At 69.0% G+C, this 22,430-nt stretch carries 25 protein-coding genes; 18 read left to right on the forward strand and 7 right to left on the reverse strand.

Features of this window, described 5'->3' with window-relative positions; translation table 11 throughout:
- Positions 1-126: 126 nt before the first annotated feature.
- Entirely contained in the window at positions 127-684 is a 558-nt protein-coding gene (locus BLV01_RS12915) for a DUF1415 domain-containing protein (RefSeq protein ID WP_091799901.1), read from the reverse strand.
- Positions 685-694: 10 nt separating this feature from the next.
- Positions 695-1,177 carry a YajQ family cyclic di-GMP-binding protein gene (locus tag BLV01_RS12920; RefSeq protein WP_091799904.1) on the reverse strand — a complete coding sequence of 161 codons (483 nt, stop codon included), beginning with the start codon at positions 1,175-1,177 and terminating at the stop codon, positions 695-697.
- 218 nt (positions 1,178-1,395) lie between these two features.
- Here BLV01_RS12920 and BLV01_RS12925 point away from each other — a divergent pair, with 218 nt between their 5' ends.
- From BLV01_RS12925 to BLV01_RS12940, 4 genes are all read left to right on the forward strand, one after another.
- A complete protein-coding gene (locus BLV01_RS12925; protein WP_091799907.1) occupies positions 1,396-2,451 on the forward strand; it encodes an NAD(P)-dependent alcohol dehydrogenase in 1,056 nt (351 codons plus the stop codon).
- A 62-nt stretch (positions 2,452-2,513) separates the two neighbouring features.
- The gene (locus BLV01_RS12930) at positions 2,514-3,080 is read left to right on the forward strand and encodes a CcdC protein domain-containing protein (RefSeq protein WP_091799910.1); all 567 of its coding nucleotides are present in this window, start codon (positions 2,514-2,516) and stop codon (positions 3,078-3,080) included.
- Between the two features lie 120 nt (positions 3,081-3,200).
- A complete protein-coding gene (locus tag BLV01_RS12935) occupies positions 3,201-4,085 on the forward strand; it encodes a DMT family transporter (protein ID WP_254782634.1) in 885 nt (294 codons plus the stop codon).
- Between the two features lie 98 nt (positions 4,086-4,183).
- Complete coding sequence (locus BLV01_RS12940; RefSeq protein WP_139178669.1) at positions 4,184-4,984, forward strand: VOC family protein; 801 nt, start codon at positions 4,184-4,186, stop codon at positions 4,982-4,984.
- Positions 4,985-5,171: 187 nt separating this feature from the next.
- Here the strand turns inward: BLV01_RS12940 and BLV01_RS12945 are convergent, their stop codons facing one another.
- Both BLV01_RS12945 and BLV01_RS25460 read right to left on the reverse strand, forming a co-directional pair.
- A complete protein-coding gene (locus tag BLV01_RS12945; protein ID WP_091799916.1) occupies positions 5,172-5,804 on the reverse strand; it encodes an OmpW/AlkL family protein in 633 nt (210 codons plus the stop codon).
- A 132-nt stretch (positions 5,805-5,936) separates the two neighbouring features.
- The gene (locus tag BLV01_RS25460) at positions 5,937-6,392 is read right to left on the reverse strand and encodes a hypothetical protein (protein ID WP_139178670.1); all 456 of its coding nucleotides are present in this window, start codon (positions 6,390-6,392) and stop codon (positions 5,937-5,939) included.
- Positions 6,393-6,466: 74 nt separating this feature from the next.
- Between BLV01_RS25460 and BLV01_RS12950 the strand changes: the two genes are divergently transcribed.
- From BLV01_RS12950 to BLV01_RS12970, 5 genes are all read left to right on the forward strand, one after another.
- Positions 6,467-7,249: a DUF2884 family protein gene (locus BLV01_RS12950; protein WP_091799920.1), complete on the forward strand. Its 783-nt coding sequence runs from the start codon at positions 6,467-6,469 to the stop codon at positions 7,247-7,249.
- 218 nt (positions 7,250-7,467) lie between these two features.
- Positions 7,468-8,874: a dihydrolipoyllysine-residue acetyltransferase gene (locus tag BLV01_RS12955; RefSeq protein WP_091799923.1), complete on the forward strand. Its 1,407-nt coding sequence runs from the start codon at positions 7,468-7,470 to the stop codon at positions 8,872-8,874.
- Between the two features lie 72 nt (positions 8,875-8,946).
- Entirely contained in the window at positions 8,947-9,630 is a 684-nt protein-coding gene (locus BLV01_RS12960) for a hypothetical protein (RefSeq protein ID WP_091799926.1), read from the forward strand.
- A 151-nt stretch (positions 9,631-9,781) separates the two neighbouring features.
- A complete protein-coding gene (gene lpdA / locus BLV01_RS12965) occupies positions 9,782-11,596 on the forward strand; it encodes a dihydrolipoyl dehydrogenase (protein ID WP_091799929.1) in 1,815 nt (604 codons plus the stop codon).
- Complete coding sequence (locus BLV01_RS12970; RefSeq protein ID WP_139178671.1) at positions 11,553-12,440, forward strand: hypothetical protein; 888 nt, start codon at positions 11,553-11,555, stop codon at positions 12,438-12,440. Before lpdA ends, BLV01_RS12970 begins: the two co-directional genes overlap by 44 nt.
- A 79-nt stretch (positions 12,441-12,519) precedes the next feature.
- Here the strand turns inward: BLV01_RS12970 and BLV01_RS12975 are convergent, their stop codons facing one another.
- Complete coding sequence (locus BLV01_RS12975) at positions 12,520-13,326, reverse strand: hypothetical protein (protein ID WP_254782635.1); 807 nt, start codon at positions 13,324-13,326, stop codon at positions 12,520-12,522.
- A gap of 311 nt (positions 13,327-13,637) precedes the next feature.
- Complete coding sequence (locus BLV01_RS12980; protein WP_091799935.1) at positions 13,638-13,856, reverse strand: DUF2061 domain-containing protein; 219 nt, start codon at positions 13,854-13,856, stop codon at positions 13,638-13,640.
- A gap of 322 nt (positions 13,857-14,178) precedes the next feature.
- On the opposite strand from BLV01_RS12980, the gene BLV01_RS12985 reads away from it, so the two are divergent.
- The 9 genes from BLV01_RS12985 to BLV01_RS13025 all read left to right on the forward strand — a co-directional run bounded on the left by BLV01_RS12985 (position 14,179) and on the right by BLV01_RS13025 (position 21,546).
- Positions 14,179-14,547 carry a hypothetical protein gene (locus BLV01_RS12985; RefSeq protein WP_254782636.1) on the forward strand — a complete coding sequence of 123 codons (369 nt, stop codon included), beginning with the start codon at positions 14,179-14,181 and terminating at the stop codon, positions 14,545-14,547.
- 9 nt (positions 14,548-14,556) lie between these two features.
- A complete protein-coding gene (gene atpB / locus BLV01_RS12990; RefSeq protein ID WP_091800065.1) occupies positions 14,557-15,387 on the forward strand; it encodes a F0F1 ATP synthase subunit A in 831 nt (276 codons plus the stop codon).
- A 77-nt stretch (positions 15,388-15,464) separates the two neighbouring features.
- Positions 15,465-15,746, forward strand: coding sequence for a F0F1 ATP synthase subunit C (gene atpE, locus BLV01_RS12995; protein WP_057946213.1), 282 nt, complete (start codon positions 15,465-15,467; stop codon positions 15,744-15,746).
- An 88-nt stretch (positions 15,747-15,834) separates the two neighbouring features.
- On the forward strand, positions 15,835-16,305 hold the full coding sequence (locus BLV01_RS13000) for a F0F1 ATP synthase subunit B (protein WP_057946214.1): 471 nt from the start codon (positions 15,835-15,837) through the stop codon (positions 16,303-16,305).
- Between the two features lie 17 nt (positions 16,306-16,322).
- Positions 16,323-16,850 carry a F0F1 ATP synthase subunit delta gene (locus tag BLV01_RS13005; RefSeq protein ID WP_091799938.1) on the forward strand — a complete coding sequence of 176 codons (528 nt, stop codon included), beginning with the start codon at positions 16,323-16,325 and terminating at the stop codon, positions 16,848-16,850.
- A gap of 123 nt (positions 16,851-16,973) precedes the next feature.
- On the forward strand, positions 16,974-18,524 hold the full coding sequence (gene atpA, locus BLV01_RS13010) for a F0F1 ATP synthase subunit alpha (protein WP_091799941.1): 1,551 nt from the start codon (positions 16,974-16,976) through the stop codon (positions 18,522-18,524).
- Positions 18,525-18,609: 85 nt separating this feature from the next.
- Positions 18,610-19,473, forward strand: a complete 864-nt coding sequence (gene atpG / locus BLV01_RS13015) for a F0F1 ATP synthase subunit gamma (RefSeq protein WP_091799944.1) — start codon at positions 18,610-18,612, stop codon at positions 19,471-19,473.
- Positions 19,474-19,543: 70 nt separating this feature from the next.
- Positions 19,544-20,980 (forward strand): F0F1 ATP synthase subunit beta, encoded by a 1,437-nt coding sequence (gene atpD, locus BLV01_RS13020; protein WP_091799947.1) that lies wholly within the window; start codon positions 19,544-19,546, stop codon positions 20,978-20,980.
- A 140-nt stretch (positions 20,981-21,120) separates the two neighbouring features.
- Entirely contained in the window at positions 21,121-21,546 is a 426-nt protein-coding gene (locus BLV01_RS13025; RefSeq protein WP_091799950.1) for a F0F1 ATP synthase subunit epsilon, read from the forward strand.
- 113 nt (positions 21,547-21,659) lie between these two features.
- Here the strand turns inward: BLV01_RS13025 and BLV01_RS13030 are convergent, their stop codons facing one another.
- Positions 21,660-22,043 (reverse strand): GtrA family protein, encoded by a 384-nt coding sequence (locus tag BLV01_RS13030; RefSeq protein WP_091799953.1) that lies wholly within the window; start codon positions 22,041-22,043, stop codon positions 21,660-21,662.
- Positions 22,044-22,430 lie beyond the last annotated feature (387 nt).

The following is a 22,430-nucleotide window of genomic DNA, read 5'->3' on the forward strand; positions in this document are numbered from 1 at the left end:
GGCTTCGCTGTTGGCTGGAGTCGATGGCCGCGCATCTGCAGCGGCGTGACGCGTTCGCGGCCGACCCGGATCGGGGACGAAGCGTTTTGATTTAGCTCCGCCGATCTCGACGCAACCGCGCCCGACTCAGCCGCCGAAATTCCACGCCGACAGCTTGCGCCAGCCCTCGGCGCCGAGCTTCTCCAGCGTCGCCAGGTTGCGCTCGACGATCGCGTCGGGGTCCGGGAACGCGGCCACCGCGCGCTCCACGCTGCTCTCGCGCAGCAGGTGCAAGGTGGGGTAGGGCGAGCGGTTGGTGCAGTTGCCGATGTCGTCGTAGGCGGTGCCGGCGAACTGGTAATCCGGGTGGAAGCTGGCGATCTGGATCTCGCCCTCCAGGTCCAGCAGCGCCACCGCCTCGTCGGCGAGGTCGAGGAAGTCGTTGAATTCGAGGAAGTCGGTCAACGCCTGCGGATGGATCAGCAGCGTGGTGTCGATCTGCTCGGCCGGGGTCTGTTCCAGCAGCACCAGTTCCGACGACAGTTCTTCCAGCAGTTGTTCCGGGGTGCGCGCGTAACTCAGCACGAAGCGGATCTGGCGCTTGGCCAGCACCGCCTTGGCGAACGGGCACAGGTTCAGCCCGATCACCGCGCGCTCCAGCCAGCGCGCGGTCTGTGCGACAGGATCGGGGCCGTACTCGTGCATCGCGCGCGGCTCAGTCGCGGAAGTTGTCGTACTGCAGCGGGCGCTCGAAGTCGCCGGCGCGCAGCAGGGCGATGGCGGCCTGCAGGTCGTCGCGCTTCTTGCCGGTCACGCGCAGCTTGTCGCCGTTGATCTGGGTCTCGACCTTGAGCTTGGCGTCCTTGATCGCGGCGGCGATCTTCTTCGCCAGCTTCTGCTCGATGCCCTGCTGCACGGTGATCTTCTGGCGCGCGCCGGCCAGGTTGGTCTCGATGTCGCCGAACTCCAGGCAGCGCGCGTCGATCTGGCGCGCCGACAGGCGCTGGCGCAGGATCAGGGTCATCTGCTCGAGCTGGAACTCGCTCGGCGCCGACTGGGTGATCAGCTTGTCGTCGAGCGCGAACTTGGCGTCCACGCCCTTGAAGTCGAAGCGGGTGGACAGCTCGCGGTTGGCCTGGTCGACCGCGTTGGTGAGTTCGTGGGTATCGACTTCGGAAACCACGTCGAAAGAAGGCATGGCGCACTCGCACGATGGGGGAAACGCCGCACAGGGTAGCGCAAGCGCGACGGCGATACGCAGCGTTGCAGCGGCGCAGCGTTCCCGGCCGCGCCGGATTGACGCCGGCGCCACGCCGCGCGCCTAGAATGAACGCCCCAGCGCCCGTCCGCCTCCGGCCACGACCCGGGGGACCCGCGGCCGCCGCTGCGTCCCGTCCACGCCACCTGGAATCCCCCATGCCCAAGACCGCCGCCTACGCCGCGCGCAACGCGCATTCGCCCCTGGCCCCGTTCTCGATCGACCGCCGCGAGCCCGGCCCGGACGAGGTGCTGATCGACATCCTGTATTGCGGCGTCTGCCATTCCGACATCCACCAGGCCCGCGACGAGTGGGGCGGTTCGATCTTCCCGATGGTGCCGGGCCACGAGATCGTCGGCCGGGTCGCCCAGGCCGGCGCCAACGTGAAGGGCTTCAAGGTCGGCGACGCCGTCGGCGTGGGCTGCTTCGTCGATTCCTGCCGCGAATGCGCGCAGTGCAAGGCCGGCGAAGAGCAGTACTGCGACCAGGGCATGACCGGCACCTACAACTCGACCGAGCGCGGCAGCGGCGCGCCGACCTACGGCGGCTACTCGACCCGCATCACCGTCGACCAGGCCTACGTGCTGCGCATCCCCGAGTCGATCCCGCTCGACCGCGCCGCGCCGCTGCTGTGCGCCGGCATCACCACCTACTCGCCGCTGCGCCACTACGGCGTCGAGGCCGGCGACGAACTGGCCGTGGTCGGCCTCGGCGGCCTGGGCCACATGGCGGTCAAGCTGGCGGTGGCGATGGGCGCGCGGGTGACCGTGCTGAGCACCTCCGAGTCCAAGCGCGAGGCCGCGCTGGAACTGGGCGCGCACGCCTTCGCCGCGACCCGCGACAAGGACACCTTCAAGCGCCTGGCGCGCAGCTTCGACTTCGTCATCGACACGGTCTCCGGCGAGCACGACTACAACGCCTACCTGAGCCTGCTCAAGGTCGACGGCACCATGGTCCTGCTCGGCGTGCCGGAAAAGCCCGCGCCGGTCGCGGCCGGCGCGCTGATCATGCAGCGGCGCAAGCTCGGCGGCTCGCTGATCGGCGGCATCCGCGAGACCCAGGAGATGCTGGACTTCTGCGCCGAGCACGGCGTGGCCTCGGACATCGAGCTGATCGGCATCGAATCGATCAACGAAGCCTACGAGCGGATGATCAAGGGCGACGTGCGCTACCGCTTCGTGATCGACATCGCCAGCCTCGAAAAGGCCGCCTGATCCGCGGGCCGCGGGAGGGCCCGAACGCCCTCCCGCCGCCCTCGCGGCCGTAGACTGCGGCCATGCCGCTGCTGCTCATCCCGTTCGCCCTGCTGGCCCTGGCCCTGTTGTGGGCGCTGCTGATCCCGGTCGGCCTGATCCAGCGCTATCGCTACGGCAAGGCCCGCCGGCGCGCGCTCGGCTGGGCGGTGAGCCTGGGCGCGGCGTTCTCGCTGCTGTCGCTGCTGCTGTTCTTCGCCGGCGCCTGGGTGTCGGGCCACTGGGTCGCCGACGCGCCGGCGTTCGCTGCCGCCGGGTTGCTGGCCGGGCTGGCGCTCGGCGCGCTCGGGCTGGCCCTGACCCGGTTCGAGGACGACCCTCGCGGCCTGTACTACACCCCCAGCCGCTGGATCGCGCTCGGCCTGACCGGCTTGATCGCCGCGCGCCTGGCCTACGGCCTGTGGCAGGGCCTGCACGCCTGGAGCGCCGACGCGCCGCACGCCTGGCTGCCGCGCCAGGGCGGCCTGTTCGCGGTCGGCGGGCTGCTGCTGGGCTATTACCTGGTCTACACCCTCGGCCTGCGCCGCCGCCTGCGACGCCATCGCCTGGCCCGCACGCCGCCGCCCGGCCACACTGCTGCCGGGCGCTGACAGCAGGCGGGTGACGGCCCGCGGCGGCCGGGTCATGATGCCGGACCCCGACGTCGCCTCTGCCATGACCACGCCGTTCTCCCGCTGCTTCGCCGCCGCCTGCGTCCCGGCGCGCGCGCCATGACCGCCGCCAACCCGCACGCGCGCCGCGCCATCGCCACCATGCTGGTGGCGGTGCTGATGTTCTCGATGATGGACGCGCTGCTGAAGCTGCTGTCCGAGCACTACCCGCCGTTCCAGGTGGCGACCCTGCGCGGCGCCTCGTCGCTGCCGTTCGTGCTGACCTGGGCCTTCGCCAGCGGCGGCGGCCGCAGCCTGCTGCGGGTGCGCTGGCCGCTGCACCTGCTGCGCGGCGCGCTCGGCGTCGGGATGATGGCCTCGTTCGTCTACGGCGTGAACCGGTTGCCGCTGTCGACCGCGTACTCGATCTTCTTCATCGCCCCGCTGCTGATCACCGCCCTGTCCGGCCCGCTGCTGAGCGAGCAGGTCGGGCCGCGGCGCTGGGTCGCCATCGGCATCGGCCTGCTCGGGGTGCTGGTGCTGCTGCGGCCGACCGGCGCGGGCATGCTCAGTGTCGCCGCGCTGGCGATCCTCGGCGCGGCGCTGGGTTATGCGGTCACCGCGATCACCGTGCGCGTGCTCGCGCGCACCGACAGCACCCAGGCGATGATGGTCTGGCTGATGGGGCTGATGACCCTGGGCGCCGGCGCGCTGGCCTGGCAGGACTGGGTGCCGCTGCGCGCCGAGCACGCCTGGCTGATCGCCGGGCTGGGCGTGGCCGGCTCGCTCGGCCAGTACGCGGTCACCGAAGCCTTCCGCCTCGGCGAGGCCTCGCTGATCGCGCCGCTGGAATACACCGCCTTGATCTGGGGCGTGATGCTCGACTTGGCCCTGTGGGGCGTGCTGCCCGACGCGGTGACCTGGGTTGGCGCGGCGATCATCGTCGCCAGCGGCCTGTACCTGCTGCGGCGCGAGCGCGTTCACCTCGAAGCTGAACATCCTTAAAGCTCGCGGCGTTTTCTCGCCGCAGCGCGCCATGACGGCCGCCGTTCCCGGAGTTACTGTCGAGACGTAGTTGGCAGTAGCACGGGGGAAGCATCGCGATGACCGCACTCGTCCACGCTCCGGGGGCTCCGTGCTGGTTCGAGTTGGCCACCGACGACCAGCCGGCGATCGAGGCCTTCTACCGCGCGCTGTTCGGCTGGACGGTCGAGCGCACGCCGATGCCCGACGGCAGCCTCTACACCATCTTCAAGCTCGACGGCCGCGACGTCGCCGGCACCTACACCCTGGTGCCGGGCGCGGTGACCGGCATCGACGGCATCGGCGGCCCGCACTGGGGCGTGTATTTCCGCACCGCCGACTGCGACAAGGCGGTCGCGCGCGCGGTCGCGCTGGGCGGGCGCATGGTCGCCGCGCCGTTCGAACTGATGGAACACGTGCGCATGGCGGTGTGCGCCGATCCCGAGGGCGTGGTGTTCTCGCTGGCGCAGCAGCGCGCCCACCCCGGGGTGGACGCGCTGGGGGTCGACAACGCGGTGTGCTGGGCCGAATTGGCCACCGGCGACATCGACCGCGCCGAGCGCTACTACCAGCAATTGTTCGGCTGGCGCATGCGCAGCCATCCCAGCGGGCCGGACGGCTACCGGGTGTTCGCCGACGGCCAGCGCCTGCTCGGCGGCCTGCTGCAGATGCGGCCGGAGTGGCAGGGCCTGGCCCCGCATTGGTCGATCTACCTGCAGGTGGCGGACGTGGCGGCCTGCGTGCAGCGCGCGCTGGCGCTGGGCGGGCGGCTGGAGGCGGCGCCGTTCGAGGCCACCGGCGTGGTCCGCATCGCCCGCTTGAGCGATCCGCGCGGCGCCGGGTTCTACCTCATCCAGTTCCTCGACGACGGCTCCGGCTGAGCCGCGCGCAAGGCGAACGCGCAAAAACGAACGGGCTCCCGAAGGAGCCCGTCCGCTACGGCTTACTGCATGGTGCTTGTTGCGTACTGCGGTGTTGCGACTGCGTACTGCTACGAGCGACTTCCACAACGGTACTGCCTGCTGCCTTGCTGCTTTGGCGCGTGCGCCTGGATCGGCCGCGCGCCGATCAGAAGCGCGCGCCGATGCCGACGCCGACGGTGACCGGGTTCAGCTCGGCTTCGCCGACCTTGACGCCGTCCAGCTTCACGTCCGACTTGCTGCCCTGCATGTAGCGCACGTCGGCGCGGGCGAACCAGGTCGGGTTGATGTTGAGGTCCACGCCGGCGGTGGCGATGCCGCCCTTGGCGTTGTCCACGCCCAGGCGCTGGCCGCTGATCAGCTTCTCGCCGGTGTAGTTGGCCTGGTAGTAGCCCAGGCCCACGAACGGACGCACGATGCTGTCGGCGCCGCGGAAGTGGTACTGGCCGCTGAGCGCGACCGGCTGCGAGTCGATGCTGCCGATCTTGCCGCCGTTCGAGTTCAGGCGCTGGCCGAACTTGTCGGCCGAACCCCACGCCTCGATGGCGAAGTTGTCGTTGAAGAAGTAGCTGGCGCTCAGGGTCGGGGCGCCGTCGCCGTCGACGTCGGTGCGCACGCCGCCGATCTGCGGATTCTTGGTCGGCTGGCTCAGGGCGTAGCCGCCGACGATGGCGAAGCGCTTGCCGCTGGCGCTGTCGGTGGAGGCATCCTGAGCGAAGGCGGCCGGGGCGAAGGCCAGGGCGCCGAGCATGGCAAGGGTCAAATGACGGAAGCGGATCATGGAGTGAACTCCTGTGTTGTTGTGTGTGTTGCGTGTTGCCTTGGGGGAGGCGGGGCGCAAGTTAGCAACGCATCCATGAACCGGACGTGCCGCGCGAACGCGCGTGAAGGAACTTTTCACGCGAGGATCGTGTTAGAGCCCTGTTTTCAAGGCAAAAATGAATGAAATGAACGGACAAAGAGCGAAGCGAAAACGCGCGGATAGCGCATGCGAGCCGAGGCGAAAAAAACGCGCGGAGCGACTCGCCGCGATTGCGTTTTCGCAAGGAAATGCCTGAAAAACGGCCTTGTCCGATGCGCATGGCCGCAGCATGAACGACGCGCGCGCGTGCCTCGGCGCGCGTAGCGCGACGGCGCGCAACAGCGTGCGTGCGATGGCGCGGATGCGCGCGCGCTGCTTGAACGGATCGGAAACGAAGGGTTTTTCCGTCGCGGCAAGCGCGCGGCGCACGCGTTCGCCGCGCGCTGCGCAGCGATGCCCGCGCGACCCGCCGCGCATGCGCGCGAACGCCGCCGGCCGCGCACGCGCATTTCGCGCCGCGCGCGAGCCGCCACGATCGGCACGGCCAACCGCCATGACGAAGGTCATGCCGCCGAAAGGCACGTGCCGCGCCGGCGGCTGCGGCGGCAAGCTGGAGCCATCCCACCGTCGAGGATGCGACGATGTCCGCCCGCCCGTTGTTCCGACTCGCCGCCGCCGCCACGATGCTGGCCTGCGGCGCCGCTTCCGCCAGCGTCGAGATCGACAGCCGCTGCGAGATCGACAGCCCGTACCAGCTGACCCTCAACGAGCGCAGCCTGATCCTGACCCGCCAGGACGGCGAGCCCAAGGCGATCGTGATGCGCCAGGGCCGGCTGTTCGTCGACGACCGCTGGGTCGAGCTCAGCGCGCAGGACGCGCGCCGGCTGGCCGAGTTCGAGCGCGGCGCGCGCGCGACCATGCCCGAGACCCAGGCCATCGCCCGCGAGGCCGCCGACATCGCCCTGGTCGCGATCGGCGAGGTCGCGGTCAAGCTCGGCAACCACCCCGACCGCACCCAGGCCAAGGTCGCGCAAGCGCGCAAGCAGCTCGACGCCAGCCTGCGCGACGCCATCGGCCCGACCCGCTTCAGCGGCAAGCGGCTCGGCGACGGCATCGGCAAGGCGGTCGGCGAGGCGGTGCCGCTGGTGATCGGCGACCTGGTCGGCGGCGCGGTCAGCGCCGCGCTCAGCGGCGACATCGAGCGCTTCGAGAAACTCGACAATTTCGACGCCCAGATCGAGGCCGCGGTGAAGCCGCGCGCCGACGCCCTGGAGCGCCGCAGCGACCGCCTGTGCCAGAGCGTGCGCGCGCTGGACGAGCTGGAGAACGCGCTGACCTACCGCTTCGACGACCGCCCGCTGGACCTGCTCAAGGTCGATTACGCCCCGGCGCGGCCGCACACCGCCGAGGCCGGCAAGCGCTGAGCGACCGTCGCGGCGGGGCCGGCGCCGGACCTGTCCGCGCCGGCGCGCACCGGTTCGCCGGCCGGGCGCGGCCGCCAATACTGGGGCGTACGCACACGCCGGCGGCGCAAGGGCTGTGCCGCTTAGGCCTTTAGTACTGCACCGGGCAGGGTGCGGTTGGCGCAACCGGCCGCAGGCGCCACAATAGGGTTTTCGCGCATTTGCGGAGCCCCACGAACATGGCTGATCTGAAGGAAGCACGCGTCCCCGACATCGGCGACTACGACGGCGTGCCCGTCATCGAACTGTTGGTCGCGGTCGGCGACACGGTGACCCAGGACCAGGGCCTGGTCACGCTGGAGTCGGACAAGGCCACGATGGAAGTGCCGGCGCCGTTCGCGGGCATCGTGCGCGAGCTCAAGGTCAAGATCGGCGATCAGCTGGCCGAAGGCAGCGTGGTGGCTTTGATCGAACCCACCGAAGGGGAAGCAAAGCAGGCGCCCGCGCCGGCCCAGGAAGCGGCCAAGCCCGCCGCTCCCGCCCCCGCCAAGGCCGAAGCCCCCGCGCCGGCCAAGAGCGAACCCGCGCCGGCGCCGAAGGCCGAAGCGCCCCAGGCCCCGGCCCCGCTCGCCGGCGCCAGCGCCGGCACCGACCCCGAGGCGCTGCCGCCGCGCACCCCGCCGGTGGCCTTCAGCGCCGAAGAACTGATGCCCGACAAGGTGCCCTACGCCAGCCCGGCGGTGCGCCTGTTCGCGCGCGAGCTCGGCGTCGACCTGATGCGCGTCGGCGGCAGCGCCCGCGGCGGCCGGATCAGCAAGGAAGACGTTCAGTCCTTCGTCAAGGGCGTCATGCAGGGCGGCGGTGGCGCGCCGGCCGCGGCCGGCGCCGCGCCGTCGCTCGGCGGCGGCCTCAACCTGCTGCCGTGGCCGAAGGTCGACTTCAGCAAGTTCGGCGAGATCGAAACCAAGCCGCTGACCCGGATCCAGAAGCTCTCCGGCGCCAACCTGGCGCGCAACTGGGCGATGATCCCGCACGTCACCCAGCACGACGACGCCGACATCACCGACCTGGAAGCGCTGCGCGTGGCGCTCAACAAGGAGAACGAGAAGGCCGGCATCAAGCTGACCATGCTCGCCTTCCTGATGAAGGCCTCGGTCAACGCGCTGCAGAAGTTCCCGACCTTCAACGCCTCGCTCGACGCCAGCGGCGAGAACCTGACGCTGAAGAAGTACTTCCACATCGGCTTCGCCGCCGACACCCCGAACGGCCTGGTCGTGCCGGTGGTGCGCGACGTCGACAAGAAGGGCGTGCTGCAGATCGCCAAGGAAACCGGCGAGCTCGCGGGCAAGGCGCGCGAAGGCAAGCTCGGCCCGGCCGACATGAGCGGCGGCTGCTTCTCGATCAGCTCGCTCGGCGGCATCGGCGGCACCGCGTTCACCCCGATCGTCAACGCGCCGGAAGTGGCGATCCTGGGCGTGTCGAAGTCGGCGACCAAGCCGGTGTGGGACGGCAAGCAGTTCGCGCCGCGCCTGATCCTGCCGCTGTCGCTGTCCTACGACCACCGCGTCATCGACGGCGCCGCGGCGGCGCGCTTCACCGCCTACCTCGCGCAGCTGCTCGCCGACATGCGCCGCTCGCTGCTGTAACGCACGCGCCGCCGCAGGGCCGGCCGCCGCGCGCGGCCGGCCCGCCTTCGCCCCCAGGAACCGACTTCGCCGATGAGCCGTCACCCGCACCCCGTTTCCGCCGCCCGCCGCCTGGCCTGGCTCGGCCTGGCCGCCGTCCTCGCCGCGCCGCTGGCGCAGGCCGCCGACGGCTGCCGCCTGCCGCTCGGCCGCGGCTGGCCGCCGGCGACGGAGAACCACGGTTCGGCCGTGGAGCAGCTGCTCGCCGCCAAGGCCGAGCCGCGGCTGAGCCTGACCCTGCTGCCGACCCGCGGCGCCGAGAGCGCAGTGATGCTGATCCCGGCCGCCGCCGACGGCGCCGACTGGACCCTGCGCCATGCCACCCCGGACGGGCGCGTCCAGGTCTGGAACGGCTCGCGCGGCGGCGGCGCGCTGGAACTGCGCGTGGACCAGGACGTGGACAGCGAGGAAGCGCCGATCCCGGCCGCGCTGGCCCAGCGCCTGGTCGCGACCTGGAAGCGCGCGCTGGAGCAGGCGGTGCCGGCCGACAAACCGGCCGAGTACCGCGATTCCGAACAACTGCTGTTCGTGGTCGACGGCCTGCGCGTCAGCGGCGCGCGCCCCGACTGCGGCTACGGCGAAACCCTGATGGAGCAGGCCACCCTGCTGACCGAGGCGGCCAACGAAAGCGCCGGCAAGCGCGAGCGCCGCTGGCGCGCGCTGGGCGAATCGCTGGACCAACTCGAACGGCTGCTGCAGGCCGCGCCCGCATCGTGACCGCCCCGGCGCGCGCGGCGGCGACGCCCGCGCGCACCGGCGCTTTTCCGGCATCCGCCGCGGCGGACGCCACGCATGGCCTGGCCGTGCGCCCCCACCGCGCGCGCCCCACGCGCGCGCCAGCGAAGATTTTCAAGAGGATTGCCGCGTCATGGCCAACAGCATCGAAGTGAAGGTTCCCGACATCGGCGACTACGACGACGTACCGGTCATCGAGTTGCTGGTCGCGGTCGGCGACACGGTCAAGAAGGACCAGGGCCTGGTCACGCTCGAATCGGACAAGGCGACGATGGAAGTGCCGTCCTCGGCCGACGGCGTGGTCAAGTCGATCAGCGTCAAGGTCGGCGACAAGGTCTCGCAGGGCGCGGTGATCGCGGTCCTCGAAGCCGAGGGCGCCGGCGACGCCGCCCAGCCTGCGGCCGAAGCGTCCAAGCCCGCCGCTGCCGCCGAGCCGGCCAAGCCGGCCGCGGCCGAAGCGGCGAAGCCGGCCGCGGCGGCGCCCGCACCGACCGCCGCCGCCGCGAGCGGCCGCAAGGCCGACGTCGAATGCCGCATGCTCGTGCTCGGCTCCGGCCCCGGCGGCTACACCGCCGCGTTCCGCGCCGCCGACCTCGGCCTCGACACCGTGCTGGTCGAGCGCTACGCCAGCCTCGGCGGCGTCTGCCTCAACGTCGGCTGCATCCCGTCCAAGGCGCTGCTGCACGCGGCCGCGGTCATCGACGAAGCGCAGCACGCCAGCGACTACGGCGTCAGCTTCGGCAAGCCGACGATCGACCTCGACGCGCTGCGCAAGTACAAGGAAAAGGTCGTCGGCCAGCTGACCAAGGGCCTGGCCGGCATGGCCAAGCAGCGCAAGGTGCGCACCGTCGTCGGCACCGGCCGCTTCGTGTCGCCGAACGAACTGGAAGTGAAGGGCGAGAACGGCACCCAGCTGATCCGCTTCGAGCAATGCATCATCGCCGCCGGTTCGCAGGCGGTGAAGCTCGGCAACTTCCCGTGGGACGACAAGCGGGTCATGGATTCGACCGACGCGCTGGAGCTGGCCGACGTGCCGGCCAAGCTGCTGGTCGTCGGCGGCGGCATCATCGGCCTGGAAATGGCCACGGTGTACCGAGCGCTGGGCAGCGAAGTGACCGTGGTCGAGTTCCTCGACCAACTGATGCCGGGCGCCGATCCGGACCTGGTCAAGCCGCTGGCCGACCGCCTCAAGAAGCAGGGCGTGAGCGTGCACCTGAAGACCAAGGCCGCGGCCACCGAGGCCTTGAAGGAAGGGATCAAGGTGAGTTTCGAAAGCGCCGAGGCCGGCAAGGCGCCGGCGCTGGAATCGGGCGTGTACGACCGGGTGCTGGTCGCGGTGGGCCGCGCGCCCAACGGCGCCAAGATCGGCGCCGACCAGGCCGGCGTGCAGGTGAGCGAGCGCGGCTTCATCCCGGTCGACCGGCAGATGCGCACCAACGTCGCCCACATCTTCGCCATCGGCGACCTGGTCGGTAACCCGATGCTCGCGCACAAGGCCACCCACGAAGGCAAGCTCGCCGCCGAAGTGGCCGCGGGCGAAAAGAAGGAGTGGGTCGCGCGGGTGATCCCGTCGGTGGCCTACACCGATCCGGAAATCGCCTGGGTCGGCGTGACCGAGACCGAAGCCAAGGCCAAGGGCCTGAAGGTCGGCGTCGGCAAGTTCCCGTGGGCCGCCAGCGGCCGCGCCATCGGCATCGGCCGCACCGAGGGCTTCACCAAGCTGGTCTTCGACGAAGCCACCCACCGCATCGTCGGCGGCGGCATCGTTGGCGTGCACGCCGGCGACCTGATCTCCGAAGTGGCGCTGGCGATCGAGATGGGTTGCGAGGTCGCCGACATCGGCCATACGATCCATCCGCATCCCACGCTCAGCGAATCGGTCGGCATGGCCGCGGAGGTGTTCGATGGAACGATCACCGATCTCTACATCCCCAAAAAGAAGGGGTAAGGCCGGCGTCGCGACGCTGGCCTCGGCGCTGGCGCTGATCGCCGGCCTGTACGCGACCCAGGCGGCCGCGTTGTCGCTGGCGCCGGCGTTGCGGCCCGGCGAGGCGGACTATCGGGCCTGTCCGCAAGGCCAGGCCTGGAAGAACGGCGAAGCCGCGCGCCTGCAGCGCGAGCGATTGCGCAGGCCGTCGTCGGCGCCGCGCGATCCGGCGCTGCGCGAGAACGTGTTGCGCTGGGGGCATCAGACCTTGTTCGGCGGCTACGACCGCTACTACGCCCTCAATGCCGCGAACGCGGCCGCCGACGCGGCGGCCGACGCCGCAGCGAGTGCGGCCGATGCCGCAGCCGATGCCGCGACCCCTCCCGGCGCGAAGCCGGTACAGCGCAAGCCGGCCGAGCCGCGCGTGTCGCCGGCCCAGGCGCGGGCGGCGGCGCAACGATTGCGCGAGATCCTGCAGCGCCGGCCGATGCCCGGCGTCGACCAGATCGGCACGGACGGCGTCGATGCCCTGTGGCAGGCGATCTACCGCGACCACGACGACCGCACGAGCCAGCTGCGCTGGGCCGAAGCGTTCCTGGACACGCAGCGGCGGGTGCCCGGCGCGGACGGGCACCTGATCCGCGAGGCGATGGAGAAGGTCGACCGGCTGCGCCTGGACGATGGACGGCCGCAGCGCTATGGCACTCAGTTCGAGTTCGTCGACGACAAGGTCGTCCAGCGGCCGCTCGAGAGCGCGCAGGTCGCCGAAGCCGAACGCCGCGAGTTCGAGCGCATGCCGATGGCGCTGGAGATCTGCCTGCGCAAGCGCTTGAACGCCATGCGCGTGTCGATACCGGGGATGTGAGCGCTGCGTCGTCCGGGGCCGGCGGCTGCGATGCCGCGTCGCGATCGCGACGCGGCATCGGATTGGAACGTCGCCGCGATCAGAACGAGAAGGTCACGCCCGCCATCGGTCCCTTGAAGCGCTGGTCCAGGCCGACATCGACGTTGTTGCGGCTGCGCTTGGCGTTGATCTTGAACCAGTCGTAGCCGACGAACATGCCGACGTTCTCGGTGAAGCGGTATTCGGCCAGCGCGTTGGCGCGGCTGATGTCGCCCTTGTAGTCGCCGAAGTCGCCCCAGCCGGCGTCGAGGTACTGGCCCTGCACGACGAAGCGCCAGTGCTCGTTCGGCGACAGGGTCAGGCGGCTGCCGACCACCGGCGCGTAGCCGTCTTCGCTGCGGCTGGCGCTGTAGTTGGCGGCGCCGGCCTGCGCGCGCAGCTTGCCTTCGATCTTGGCGTACTCCACGCCGATCTGCAGGCCCCAGCTGACCGTGTCGGTCTCCACCACCGCGTAGTCGTACATCGCGCTGGCCAGTTCGAACTTGGTCTTGGCGCGGGCGAAGCTGCCGGCGGCGATGGTGGTGTCGTCGAAGGACACGTCCTGGGTCAGCCGCGCGGTCTTGCTCTTGTCGTAGCCCCAGTAGTTGAACAGCAGGCGATGGCGGTCGCCGAACTTGAACAGGCCTTCCAGGCGCGGCACGGTTTCCTTGCTGCCGAAATCGAAGTCCTGGCTGAACTCGTAGGGATTGCCGCGGAAGGTGGTGCCGGCGGTGAATTCGCCGCTGGTATCGACCGACATCGCGCCCAGGCGGATGGTGAATCGGTCGTCCTCGGCGTGCGCGGGCAGGGCGTACGCGGCGCCGGCGCCCAGCAGCGCCAGCGTCAACGGCAGGAATCGGTTGGTCACAGGATTACTCCGGATACAGGGGGGAGAAGGCAGCACATTCGTGTACTGGTGCGTACATGGATGCCGTCGTTCAGGTGGAGTAACCGTGAAAAAACCCGCGATGACCGATCGCGCAAAGCCGCGAGCGATGAACTGTGACGTGGGTGGTAGAAAGCTGCACGCCGGAAAAGGCGAAGCCCCGGCGGGTCGTGCCGGGGCTTCGGGGTGCCCGCCGCTGCTTTGCCATTGACGAGGAGAGAGTGGCGGCGGGCGTTCCTGGATACTGACCGGTGCGGCGTGGAAAGGTTCCGCAGTCCGTCAAAGATTTTCGATCACGTCGCCAGGACGTCGCCGCCGGCGCCTGCGGCGGCCGCGGCGCGGCGCTGCTCGATCCGCTTCCACACCTTCTCGTGCAGGTGGAAGGCAACGGTGTTGCAGGCCGGTTCGACCAGGGCCAGGGCGCCGCCGACCCAGACGCTGCCGGTCATCAGATAGCCGACCAGGAAGGCGACGGTGAAGTGGACGCCGGCGAAGCTGAGGGTCTTCTTCATGGGATTGGGCTCGGATGAGAATGATTCTCAACTTACGCCTTCGCGGACGAAACGCAAATCGAATGATGCGAAGGTTTCGATAGCTGTTGTCTATGAAAGGCTCGGCCTACGCGCACCGGCTTACCTCCCAGGTAATTCAACGCTCTAGCCCTTGGCGGCATAGTCGCGGCCATGAACGCGCAGCCCGCCACCGCCACCGCAGCCCCCCGCGACGCCTATGGCAGGGCTGTGACTGCCGCCGGTTGCCGCAAAGTCGCCCTCGTTCTATACTTTTGCGGCTCTACCGGGCGCTTTGCGCCAACCCCAGACCGACGAGACCCGCGTGCACGATCCATTGTCCGCAGGCCGCCGGCTGGCGTCGCGCGCGATTGCTTGGCAAGCCGGCGCGACGGCGCTGGTCGCGCTGGCCTTCCTCTCCCTCGGTGCGTCGTCCGCGCTGGCGGCAGCGGTGGGTGGCGGCGCGGCGGTGGCCGGCAATCTCGCGGCCGCCAGGATGGCGTTGGGGGGCGGGGTGCAACCGGCCGGATCGGCGATCGGGCGGTTGTTGCTCGGAGTCATATTCAAATGGGTGGCGGTATTGACGATGCTCGGCCTGGGAATGGCCGTGTGGCGTCTGCCTCCCCTGCCAATGCTGGTGAGTCTGTCGGCGGCAACGCTGGCGTTCGCACTGGCCAATCTTTTGAAACGATAGGTGTCTTTCGTGAGTGAACAGACCGGTTCGGGCGGCCTGAACGAATACATCCAGCATCATCTTCAGCAGAACACGATCTCGCTGGGTGGTGGTGCCTTCCATATCGACACCTGGGTCGTTTCGTTGATCCTGGGTCTGATCTTCATCACCTGGTTCGGCTTGTTCGCGCGCAAGGCCACCTCGGGCGTGCCGTCCAAGGGACAGGCCTTCGTCGAGCTGATCCTGGAGTTCATCGACGGCCAGGTGAAGGACAGCTTCCACGGCGACCGCAGCTCGCTGACGCCGCTGGCGCTGACGATCTTCGTCTGGGTCGTGCTGATGAACGGCATGGACCTGCTGCCGCTCGACCTGCCGGGCTGGGTGGTCAAGACCACCGCCGGCGCCGAAGTGGCGCACCACACCTACTTCCGCTGGGTTCCGACCGCGGACCTGAACACGACGCTGGCGCTGTCGACCACCGTGTTCTTCCTGATCCTCTATCACTCGGTCAAGGCCAAGGGCGGCCTGGGCTTCGGCAAAGAACTGCTGACCTCGCCGTTCCACGCTCACGGCACCGGCGCCAAGATCGCGCTCGCTCCGGCCAACCTGGGACTCAACGTCATCGAGTACCTGGTCAAGCCGGTCAGCCTGGCGATGCGACTGTTCGGCAACATGTACGGCGGCGAGCTGGTGTTCATGCTCATCGCCGGCCTGCTCGGCGGCGGTCTGCTGATGTTCGTGCCGGGCGTGATCTTCAACGCCGCCTGGGCGCTGTTCCACATCCTGATCGTGCTGCTGCAGGCCTTCATCTTCATGATCCTCACCGTCGTCTACATCGCCGGCGCGTACGAGAGTCATTGACCCGCGTTCCACCTTTTAGTTCTTTGCGCGTTTCACCCTTTCCTTTAGCCAAACCAACGTTTCAGTAGGAGAAAACCATGGAATTCATCGCCAATGTGCAGGGCCTGACCGCTATCGCGATCGGCATCATGGTCGGCCTCGGCGCGATCGGCGCTTGCCTCGGCATCGCGCTGATGGGCTCGAAGTTCCTTGAGTCGGCCGCCCGTCAGCCGGAACTGGTGCCGATGCTGCAGGGCCGCATGTTCCTGCTGGCCGGCCTGATCGACGCCGCGTTCATCATCGCGCTGGCCGTCGGCTTGCTGTTCGCCTTCGGCAACCCGCTGCTGGGCGCCCTGCAGGCTGCCGGCGCCGCCGGCTGATCCTCGCTTCAGCGAGCAGTCTGAGCCGTCCGCGCGAGCGGGCGGCTCTTCCGGGCCCTAGCGCCCGCAGCGTCCCATCGGAGCTGTCATGAATATCAACATGACCTTCTTCGGCCAGATGATCACGTTCGCGATCCTCATCTGGTTCACGATGAAGTTCATTTGGCCGCCCCTGAACAAGGCGATCGAAGAACGGCAACAAAAGATTGCCCAGGGCCTGGCGAATGCCGAAGGCGCTGAGGTGCTCATCCAGCAGGCGCGCGCGCAGGCGGATGAAATCGTGCGCGAAGCCCGCGTCAAGGCCAACGAAGTCGTCGAGCAGGCGCATTCGCGCGCCAACCAGATCGTCGATCAGGCCAAGACCGATGCGATGGTCGAAGGCACGCGCTTGAAGGCGCTGGCCGACGCCGAAATCGCCGCCGCCGCCGACCGTGCCCGCGAGGATCTGCGCAAGCAGGTGTCCGCGCTGGCCGTCACCGGCGCCGAAAAGCTGCTCAAGCGCGAAATCGACGCCAACGCCCACAAGGCGCTGCTCGACGAGCTGGCCGCGGAAATCTGACCGGAACGCCCCACGCGATGAGCCAGAACCTCACCCTCGCCCGTCCGTATGCCCGCGCCGCGTTCGCGCTGGCGCGCGAAGCCGGCCGCACCGCCGATTGGTCGCAAGCGCTCGCCTTCTCGGCGCGCGTGGCCGCCGATCCGCAGGTGCAGTCGGTGCTCGGCCACCCGCGCCTGACCGGCGCCGACGCGGTCGCCCTGGTCGCGATCGACGGCGCGGACGAGTCCGTGCAGCGGTTCCTGACCCTGCTCGCGGACAACCGCCGCCTCGCCCTGCTGCCGGAAATCGCCGGCCTGTTCGAGGAACTGCGCGCCGACGCCGACCGTGTGGTCAAGGCCAAGGTCACCTCCGCCAGCGACCTGCCGGCGGCCGAGCTCGAATCGATCAAGGCCGCGCTGGTCAGGCGCTTCGGCCGCCAGGTCGAGATCGAGACCGCGGTCGACGCATCGCTGATCGGCGGCGCGGTGATCGACGCCGGCGAAGTGGTGATCGACGGCTCGCTCAAGGGCAAGTTGTCGCGCCTGCAGACGGCGCTGGCCGGTTAAAGCCGGGAATTGGGAATAGGGAATCGTCGAAGCAGAGCGCTTCCGACTCCCGGCTTCCGAGTCCCGTTAAAAAGAAAGCACCCGCGCGTCGCTTCGTCGCGATGCAGGACCAAGGAAACGACAATGGCAAGCACCCAGCTCAACCCGTCCGAAATCAGCGAACTGATCAAGACCCGCATCGAGAAGGTCAAGCTGGCCGCCGAAGCGCGCAACGAAGGCACCGTGACCTCGGTGTCCGACGGCATCGTGCGCATCCACGGCCTGGCCGACGTGATGCAGGGCGAGATGATCGAACTGCCGAACAACACCTTCGCCCTGGCGCTGAACCTGGAGCGCGACTCGGTCGGCGCCGTGGTCCTGGGCGATTACGAGCACCTGCGCGAAGGCGACGTGGCCAAGACCACCGCCCGCATCCTGGAAGTGCCGATCGGCCGCGAGCTGCTGGGCCGCGTGGTCAACGCGCTGGGCGAGCCGATCGACGGCAAGGGCCCGATCGGCGCGACCATGACCGCTCCGGTGGAGCGCGTCGCCCCGGGCGTGCTGTGGCGCAAGTCGGTCGACCAGCCGGTACAGACCGGCTACAAGTCGGTCGACTCGATGATCCCGATCGGCCGCGGCCAGCGCGAGCTGATCATCGGCGACCGCCAGACCGGCAAGACCGCGATGGCCATCGACGCCATCATCAACCAGAAGGGCACCGGCATTAAGTGCATCTACGTCGCGATCGGCCAGAAGGCCTCTTCGATCGCCAACGTGGTGCGCAAGCTGGAAGAGAACGGCGCGCTGGCCCACACCATCGTGGTCGCCGCGACCGCGTCCGAATCGGCCGCGATGCAGTACATCAGCGCCTACTCGGGCTGCACCATGGGCGAGTTCTTCCTCGACCGCGGCGAAGACGCGCTGATCGTGTACGACGACCTGTCCAAGCAGGCCGTGGCCTACCGCCAGATCTCGCTGCTGCTGCGCCGTCCGCCGGGCCGCGAAGCCTACCCGGGCGACGTGTTCTACCTGCACAGCCGCCTGCTCGAGCGCGCCGCGCGCGTGAACGCCGACTACGTCGAGAAGTTCACCAACGGCGAAGTCAAGGGCAAGACCGGTTCGCTGACCGCGCTGCCGATCATCGAGACCCAGGCCGGCGACGTTTCGGCGTTCGTACCGACCAACGTGATCTCGATCACCGACGGCCAGATCTTCCTGGAAACCGACCTGTTCAACGCCGGCATCCGCCCGGCGGTCAACGCCGGCATCTCGGTGTCGCGCGTCGGCGGCTCGGCCCAGACCAAGATCATCAAGAAGCTGTCCGGCGGCATCCGCATCGCCCTGGCCCAGTACCGCGAACTGGCGGCGTTCGCCCAGTTCGCCTCGGACCTCGACGAAGCCACCCGCAAGCAGCTCGAGCGCGGCCAGCGCGTGACCGAGCTGATGAAGCAGAAGCAGTACGCGCCGATGTCGATCGCGCTGCAGGCGCTGTCGATCTACGCGGTGGACAAGGGCTACATGGACGACGTGCCGGTGGCCAAGATCGGCGCCTTCGAAGAAGCGCTGCACGGACATTTCCTCAACACCCAGGGCGCCCTGGTCGAGAAGATCAATTCGACCGGCGGCTGGGACGACGAAATCGAAGGCGCCTTCAAGAAGGGCATCGAAGAGTTCAAGCAGACCGGGACCTGGTAAGGCGGGTCGCACGGCGCAAACCGGCCCCGCCGGTTTGCGCGCCACCCTGAACCCCAAGCCCTAAAGCGAACAAAGCGAGCGAGAGATGGCAGGCGGACGCGAAATCAAAACCAAGATCAAGAGCGTGCAGAACACCCGCAAGGTGACCCGCGCGCTGGAAATGGTCTCGGCTTCCAAGATCCGCAAGGCGCAGGATCGGATGAAGACCTCGCGCCCGTACGCGCGCGTGATCAAGCAGGTGATCGGCCACCTGGCCCAGGCCAATTCCGATTACCGGCATCCGTACATGGTCGAGCGCAAGGACGTGAAGCGCGTCGGCTACGTGATCGTGTCGTCCGACCGCGGTCTGGCCGGCGGCCTCAACAACAACATGTTCCGCAAGCTGCTGGGCGAGTTCCGCAAGTGGCAGGAGCAGGGCGTCGAGGTCGACGTGGTCACCATCGGCCAGAAGGCCTCGGTGTTCTTCCGCCGGATCAAGGTCAACATGCTCGCCTCGGTCACCCATCTGGGCGACCAGCCGCACGTGGAGCAGCTGATCGGCGTGATCAAGGTCGTGCTCGACGCGTACAGCGCCGGCACCGTCGATCGCGTGTTCGTTTGCTACAACGACTTCGTCAACACCATGACCCAGCGCGCGGCGTTCGATCAGCTGCTGCCGCTGCCGGCGCCGGAAACCCAGGTCGCCAAGCACGATTGGGACTACATCTACGAACCCGATGCGCAGACCGTGCTCGATCACGTGCTGACCCGCTACATCGAGTCGCTGGTGTACCAGGCGGTGCTGGAGAACGTGGCCTCCGAGCATGCCGCGCGCATGGTCGCGATGAAGTCGGCGAGCGACAACGCCACCAAGCTGATCGGCACCTTGAACCTGGTCTACAACAAGGCGCGTCAGGCGGCGATCACCCAGGAAATCTCCGAAATCGTCGGCGGCGCCGCCGCGGTCTAACCCCATCCGGTGGGCGCGGCCCAGGGCCTGCGACCACCAGCAGCATTTGAAAGTTACTGAGGAATCCAAGATGAGCAGCCAAGGCAGCCAGGGCAAGATCGTTCAGATCATCGGCGCGGTCGTCGACATCGAGTTTGCGCGCGAGGCCGTGCCGCGGGTCTACGATGCGCTGAAGGTCGAGAACACCGCCATCACCCTCGAAGTGCAGCAGCAGCTCGGCGACGGCATCGTCCGCGCGATCGCGCTGGGCTCCACCGACGGCCTCAAGCGCAACCTGATCGCGACCAACACCGGCCGCGCCGTGGCCGTGCCGGTCGGCACCGCGACCCTGGGCCGCATCATGAACGTGCTCGGCGAGCCGATCGACGAGCGCGGCCCGGTCGAGAGCGACGTGCATTGGGAAATCCACCGCGCCGCCCCCGATTACGCCGACCAGTCCTCGGGCAACGAGCTGCTGGAAACCGGCATCAAGGTCATCGACCTGATGTGCCCGTTCGCCAAGGGCGGCAAGGTCGGCCTGTTCGGCGGCGCCGGCGTCGGCAAGACCGTGAACATGCTCGAGCTGATCAACAACATCGCGACCGAGCACGCGGGCCTGTCGGTGTTCGCCGGCGTGGGCGAGCGTACCCGCGAGGGCAACGACTTCTACCACGAGATGTCCGACGCCAACGTCATCGTGCAGGAAGACCTGTCGAAGTCGAAGGTGGCGATGGTGTACGGCCAGATGAACGAGCCGCCGGGCAACCGTCTGCGCGTCGCGCTGACCGGCCTGACCATGGCCGAGTACTTCCGCGACGAGAAGGACGCCAGCGGCAAGGGCCGCGACGTGCTGTTCTTCGTCGACAACATCTACCGCTACACCCTGGCCGGCACCGAAGTGTCGGCGCTGCTGGGCCGCATGCCGTCGGCGGTGGGCTACCAGCCCACGCTCGCCGAGGAAATGGGCGTGCTGCAGGAGCGCATCACCTCGACCAAGACCGGTTCGATCACCTCGATCCAGGCCGTGTACGTGCCCGCGGACGACCTGACCGACCCGTCGCCGGCGACCACCTTCGCCCACCTCGACGCCACCGTCGTGTTGAGCCGAAACATCGCCGCGCTGGGCATCTACCCGGCGGTCGATCCGCTCGACTCGACCTCGCGCCAGCTCGACCCGAACGTGGTCGGCGCCGAGCACTACGACACCGCGCGCCGCGTCCAGGCCACCTTGCAGAAGTACAAGGAGCTCAAGGACATCATCGCGATCCTGGGCATGGACGAGCTGTCGGAAGAAGACAAGACCGCCGTGGCCCGCGCGCGCAAGATCGAGCGCTTCTTCTCGCAGCCGTTCCACGTCGCCGAAGTGTTCACCGGCGCGCCGGGCAAGTACGTGTCGCTGAAGGACACCATCCGCGGCTTCAAGGGCATCTGCGACGGCGACTACGATCACCTGCCGGAGCAGGCGTTCTACATGGTCGGCGGCATCGAAGAAGCCGTCGAGAAGGCCAAGAAGATGGGCGTGGGCTGAGACGCCCTGCGGGCGTCTCGGGAATCGGGAGCGGGGAATAGGGAATCGTAAGGGCGCCACGCGCCGACTCGATGCCCCTGCTTTCCCGATTCGCGATTCCCAATTCCCCATTCCCGTCGAACGAGCAAAGCGAGACAGACATGGCATCCACCTTCCGTTGCGACATCGTCAGCGCCGAAGACGAGATCTTCCACGGCGAGGCGACGCTGCTGGTCGCCACCGGCGAGATCGGCGAACTCGGCATCGCGCCGCGCCATGCGCCGCTGATCACCCGGCTCAAGCCGGGCAAGGTCGTGGTGACCCTGCCCAGCGGCGAGCAGCTCGACTTCGCGGTCTCCGGCGGCATCCTCGAGGTGCAGCCGCAGGTCGTGACCGTGCTGGCCGACACCGCGATCCGCGCCCAGGACATCGACGAAGCCGCCGTGCGCGCGGCCAAGGAAGAAGCCGAGCGCGCGCTGGCCAACCGCGGCCCGCAGATGGAGATCGCCGAGGCCCAGGCCAAGCTGGCCGAGGCGATGGCGCAGTTGCAGGCGCTCGAGCGCCTGCGCAAGAACATGAAGCACTGAGCCGCGGTTGTTTCGCAGCTACGAAAACGCCGGCCTCGCGCCGGCGTTTTCGTTTTCGCCGATGGACGCGGGCGCGGCGCCCGGTCGGCCTCGCGGTTCGCCGCGGCGGCGCCTCAGCGCCGGTAGACCCAGTACCGCGACACCGTGAACCCGACCACGGCCAGGGCCAGTTCGATCACCGGCTTGGCCAGCCACGTCCACTTCAGGCCGGCATGGGTGTCGACCAGGCTGATCGCCAGGGTGCTGAGCACGGTGCTGCCGATCCACAGGGCGACGAAGCGCCCGAACTGGCGGCGGCCGAGCGCGCTGTCCTCGCTATTGAAGGTGAAGCGGCCGTTGAGCCAGAACCCCAGCAGCGCGCCGCTGACGCGGCCGGCGAGGTTGGCCGCTTCCACCGGCATGCCCATGTGGCTCAGGCCGACCATCATCCCCCAGTCCACGCAGTATTGGATCGCGCCGAAGATCAGGTAGTTGCGACCTTGTCGGGTCAGGCTCATGGGCGGGGGAGGGCCGGGCGTCAGCGGGGAATGCGGCATTTTAGTGAAACGCGGCGCGCTGGGGTAAGGCGCAGGTGGCGGACCGGTCAGCTGGGGCTGGGGGTCGCGGCGGCCGCGGGCGATCCGCGCGGCCGCAGCCGCGAAAACGCCGCGGCGCGCTCGGGTCGCGACCCGAGCCCCGTTCAGCGCGAACCGGCGGACATCGCCACCGCAGCGATGCGGCCATTCGCGATCGCGCTCGCCGCGGCCGGACTGCCTCGGCCATCGCAGTTCGCGCCGCGGCGGCGTGCGCGCTCAGCGCGTGTGCAGGGTCGTGCGGGCGGCGCTGCTAAGATTCGGCTCCGACGGGGGGCCCACGTCAAGCAACCGAACAGCTCAGGAAGGTTT

The organism is Lysobacter sp. yr284, from assembly GCF_900107375.1.
In the GTDB taxonomy this organism is placed as follows: domain Bacteria; phylum Pseudomonadota; class Gammaproteobacteria; order Xanthomonadales; family Xanthomonadaceae; genus Lysobacter.

Excerpts from the sequence above, each read along its gene's own strand:
- BLV01_RS12915 (WP_091799901.1), bottom strand. The coding sequence starts at position 684 with ATGCACGAGTACGGCCCCGATCCTGTCGCACAGACCGCGCGCTGGCTG.
- BLV01_RS12920 (WP_091799904.1), bottom strand. The coding sequence starts at position 1,177 with ATGCCTTCTTTCGACGTGGTTTCCGAAGTCGATACCCACGAACTCACC.
- BLV01_RS12925 (WP_091799907.1), top strand. The coding sequence starts at position 1,396 with ATGCCCAAGACCGCCGCCTACGCCGCGCGCAACGCGCATTCGCCCCTG.
- BLV01_RS12930 (WP_091799910.1), top strand. The coding sequence starts at position 2,514 with ATGCCGCTGCTGCTCATCCCGTTCGCCCTGCTGGCCCTGGCCCTGTTG.
- BLV01_RS12935 (WP_254782634.1), top strand. The coding sequence starts at position 3,201 with ATGACCGCCGCCAACCCGCACGCGCGCCGCGCCATCGCCACCATGCTG.
- BLV01_RS12940 (WP_139178669.1), top strand. The coding sequence starts at position 4,184 with ATGACCGCACTCGTCCACGCTCCGGGGGCTCCGTGCTGGTTCGAGTTG.
- BLV01_RS12945 (WP_091799916.1), bottom strand. The coding sequence starts at position 5,804 with ATGATCCGCTTCCGTCATTTGACCCTTGCCATGCTCGGCGCCCTGGCC.
- BLV01_RS25460 (WP_139178670.1), bottom strand. The coding sequence starts at position 6,392 with ATGACCTTCGTCATGGCGGTTGGCCGTGCCGATCGTGGCGGCTCGCGC.
- BLV01_RS12950 (WP_091799920.1), top strand. The coding sequence starts at position 6,467 with ATGTCCGCCCGCCCGTTGTTCCGACTCGCCGCCGCCGCCACGATGCTG.
- BLV01_RS12955 (WP_091799923.1), top strand. The coding sequence starts at position 7,468 with ATGGCTGATCTGAAGGAAGCACGCGTCCCCGACATCGGCGACTACGAC.
- BLV01_RS12960 (WP_091799926.1), top strand. The coding sequence starts at position 8,947 with ATGAGCCGTCACCCGCACCCCGTTTCCGCCGCCCGCCGCCTGGCCTGG.
- lpdA (WP_091799929.1), top strand. The coding sequence starts at position 9,782 with ATGGCCAACAGCATCGAAGTGAAGGTTCCCGACATCGGCGACTACGAC.
- BLV01_RS12970 (WP_139178671.1), top strand. The coding sequence starts at position 11,553 with ATGGAACGATCACCGATCTCTACATCCCCAAAAAGAAGGGGTAAGGCC.
- BLV01_RS12980 (WP_091799935.1), bottom strand. The coding sequence starts at position 13,856 with ATGAAGAAGACCCTCAGCTTCGCCGGCGTCCACTTCACCGTCGCCTTC.
- atpE (WP_057946213.1), top strand. The coding sequence starts at position 15,465 with ATGGAATTCATCGCCAATGTGCAGGGCCTGACCGCTATCGCGATCGGC.
- BLV01_RS13000 (WP_057946214.1), top strand. The coding sequence starts at position 15,835 with ATGAATATCAACATGACCTTCTTCGGCCAGATGATCACGTTCGCGATC.
- BLV01_RS13005 (WP_091799938.1), top strand. The coding sequence starts at position 16,323 with ATGAGCCAGAACCTCACCCTCGCCCGTCCGTATGCCCGCGCCGCGTTC.
- atpA (WP_091799941.1), top strand. The coding sequence starts at position 16,974 with ATGGCAAGCACCCAGCTCAACCCGTCCGAAATCAGCGAACTGATCAAG.
- atpG (WP_091799944.1), top strand. The coding sequence starts at position 18,610 with ATGGCAGGCGGACGCGAAATCAAAACCAAGATCAAGAGCGTGCAGAAC.
- atpD (WP_091799947.1), top strand. The coding sequence starts at position 19,544 with ATGAGCAGCCAAGGCAGCCAGGGCAAGATCGTTCAGATCATCGGCGCG.
- BLV01_RS13025 (WP_091799950.1), top strand. The coding sequence starts at position 21,121 with ATGGCATCCACCTTCCGTTGCGACATCGTCAGCGCCGAAGACGAGATC.
- BLV01_RS13030 (WP_091799953.1), bottom strand. The coding sequence starts at position 22,043 with ATGAGCCTGACCCGACAAGGTCGCAACTACCTGATCTTCGGCGCGATC.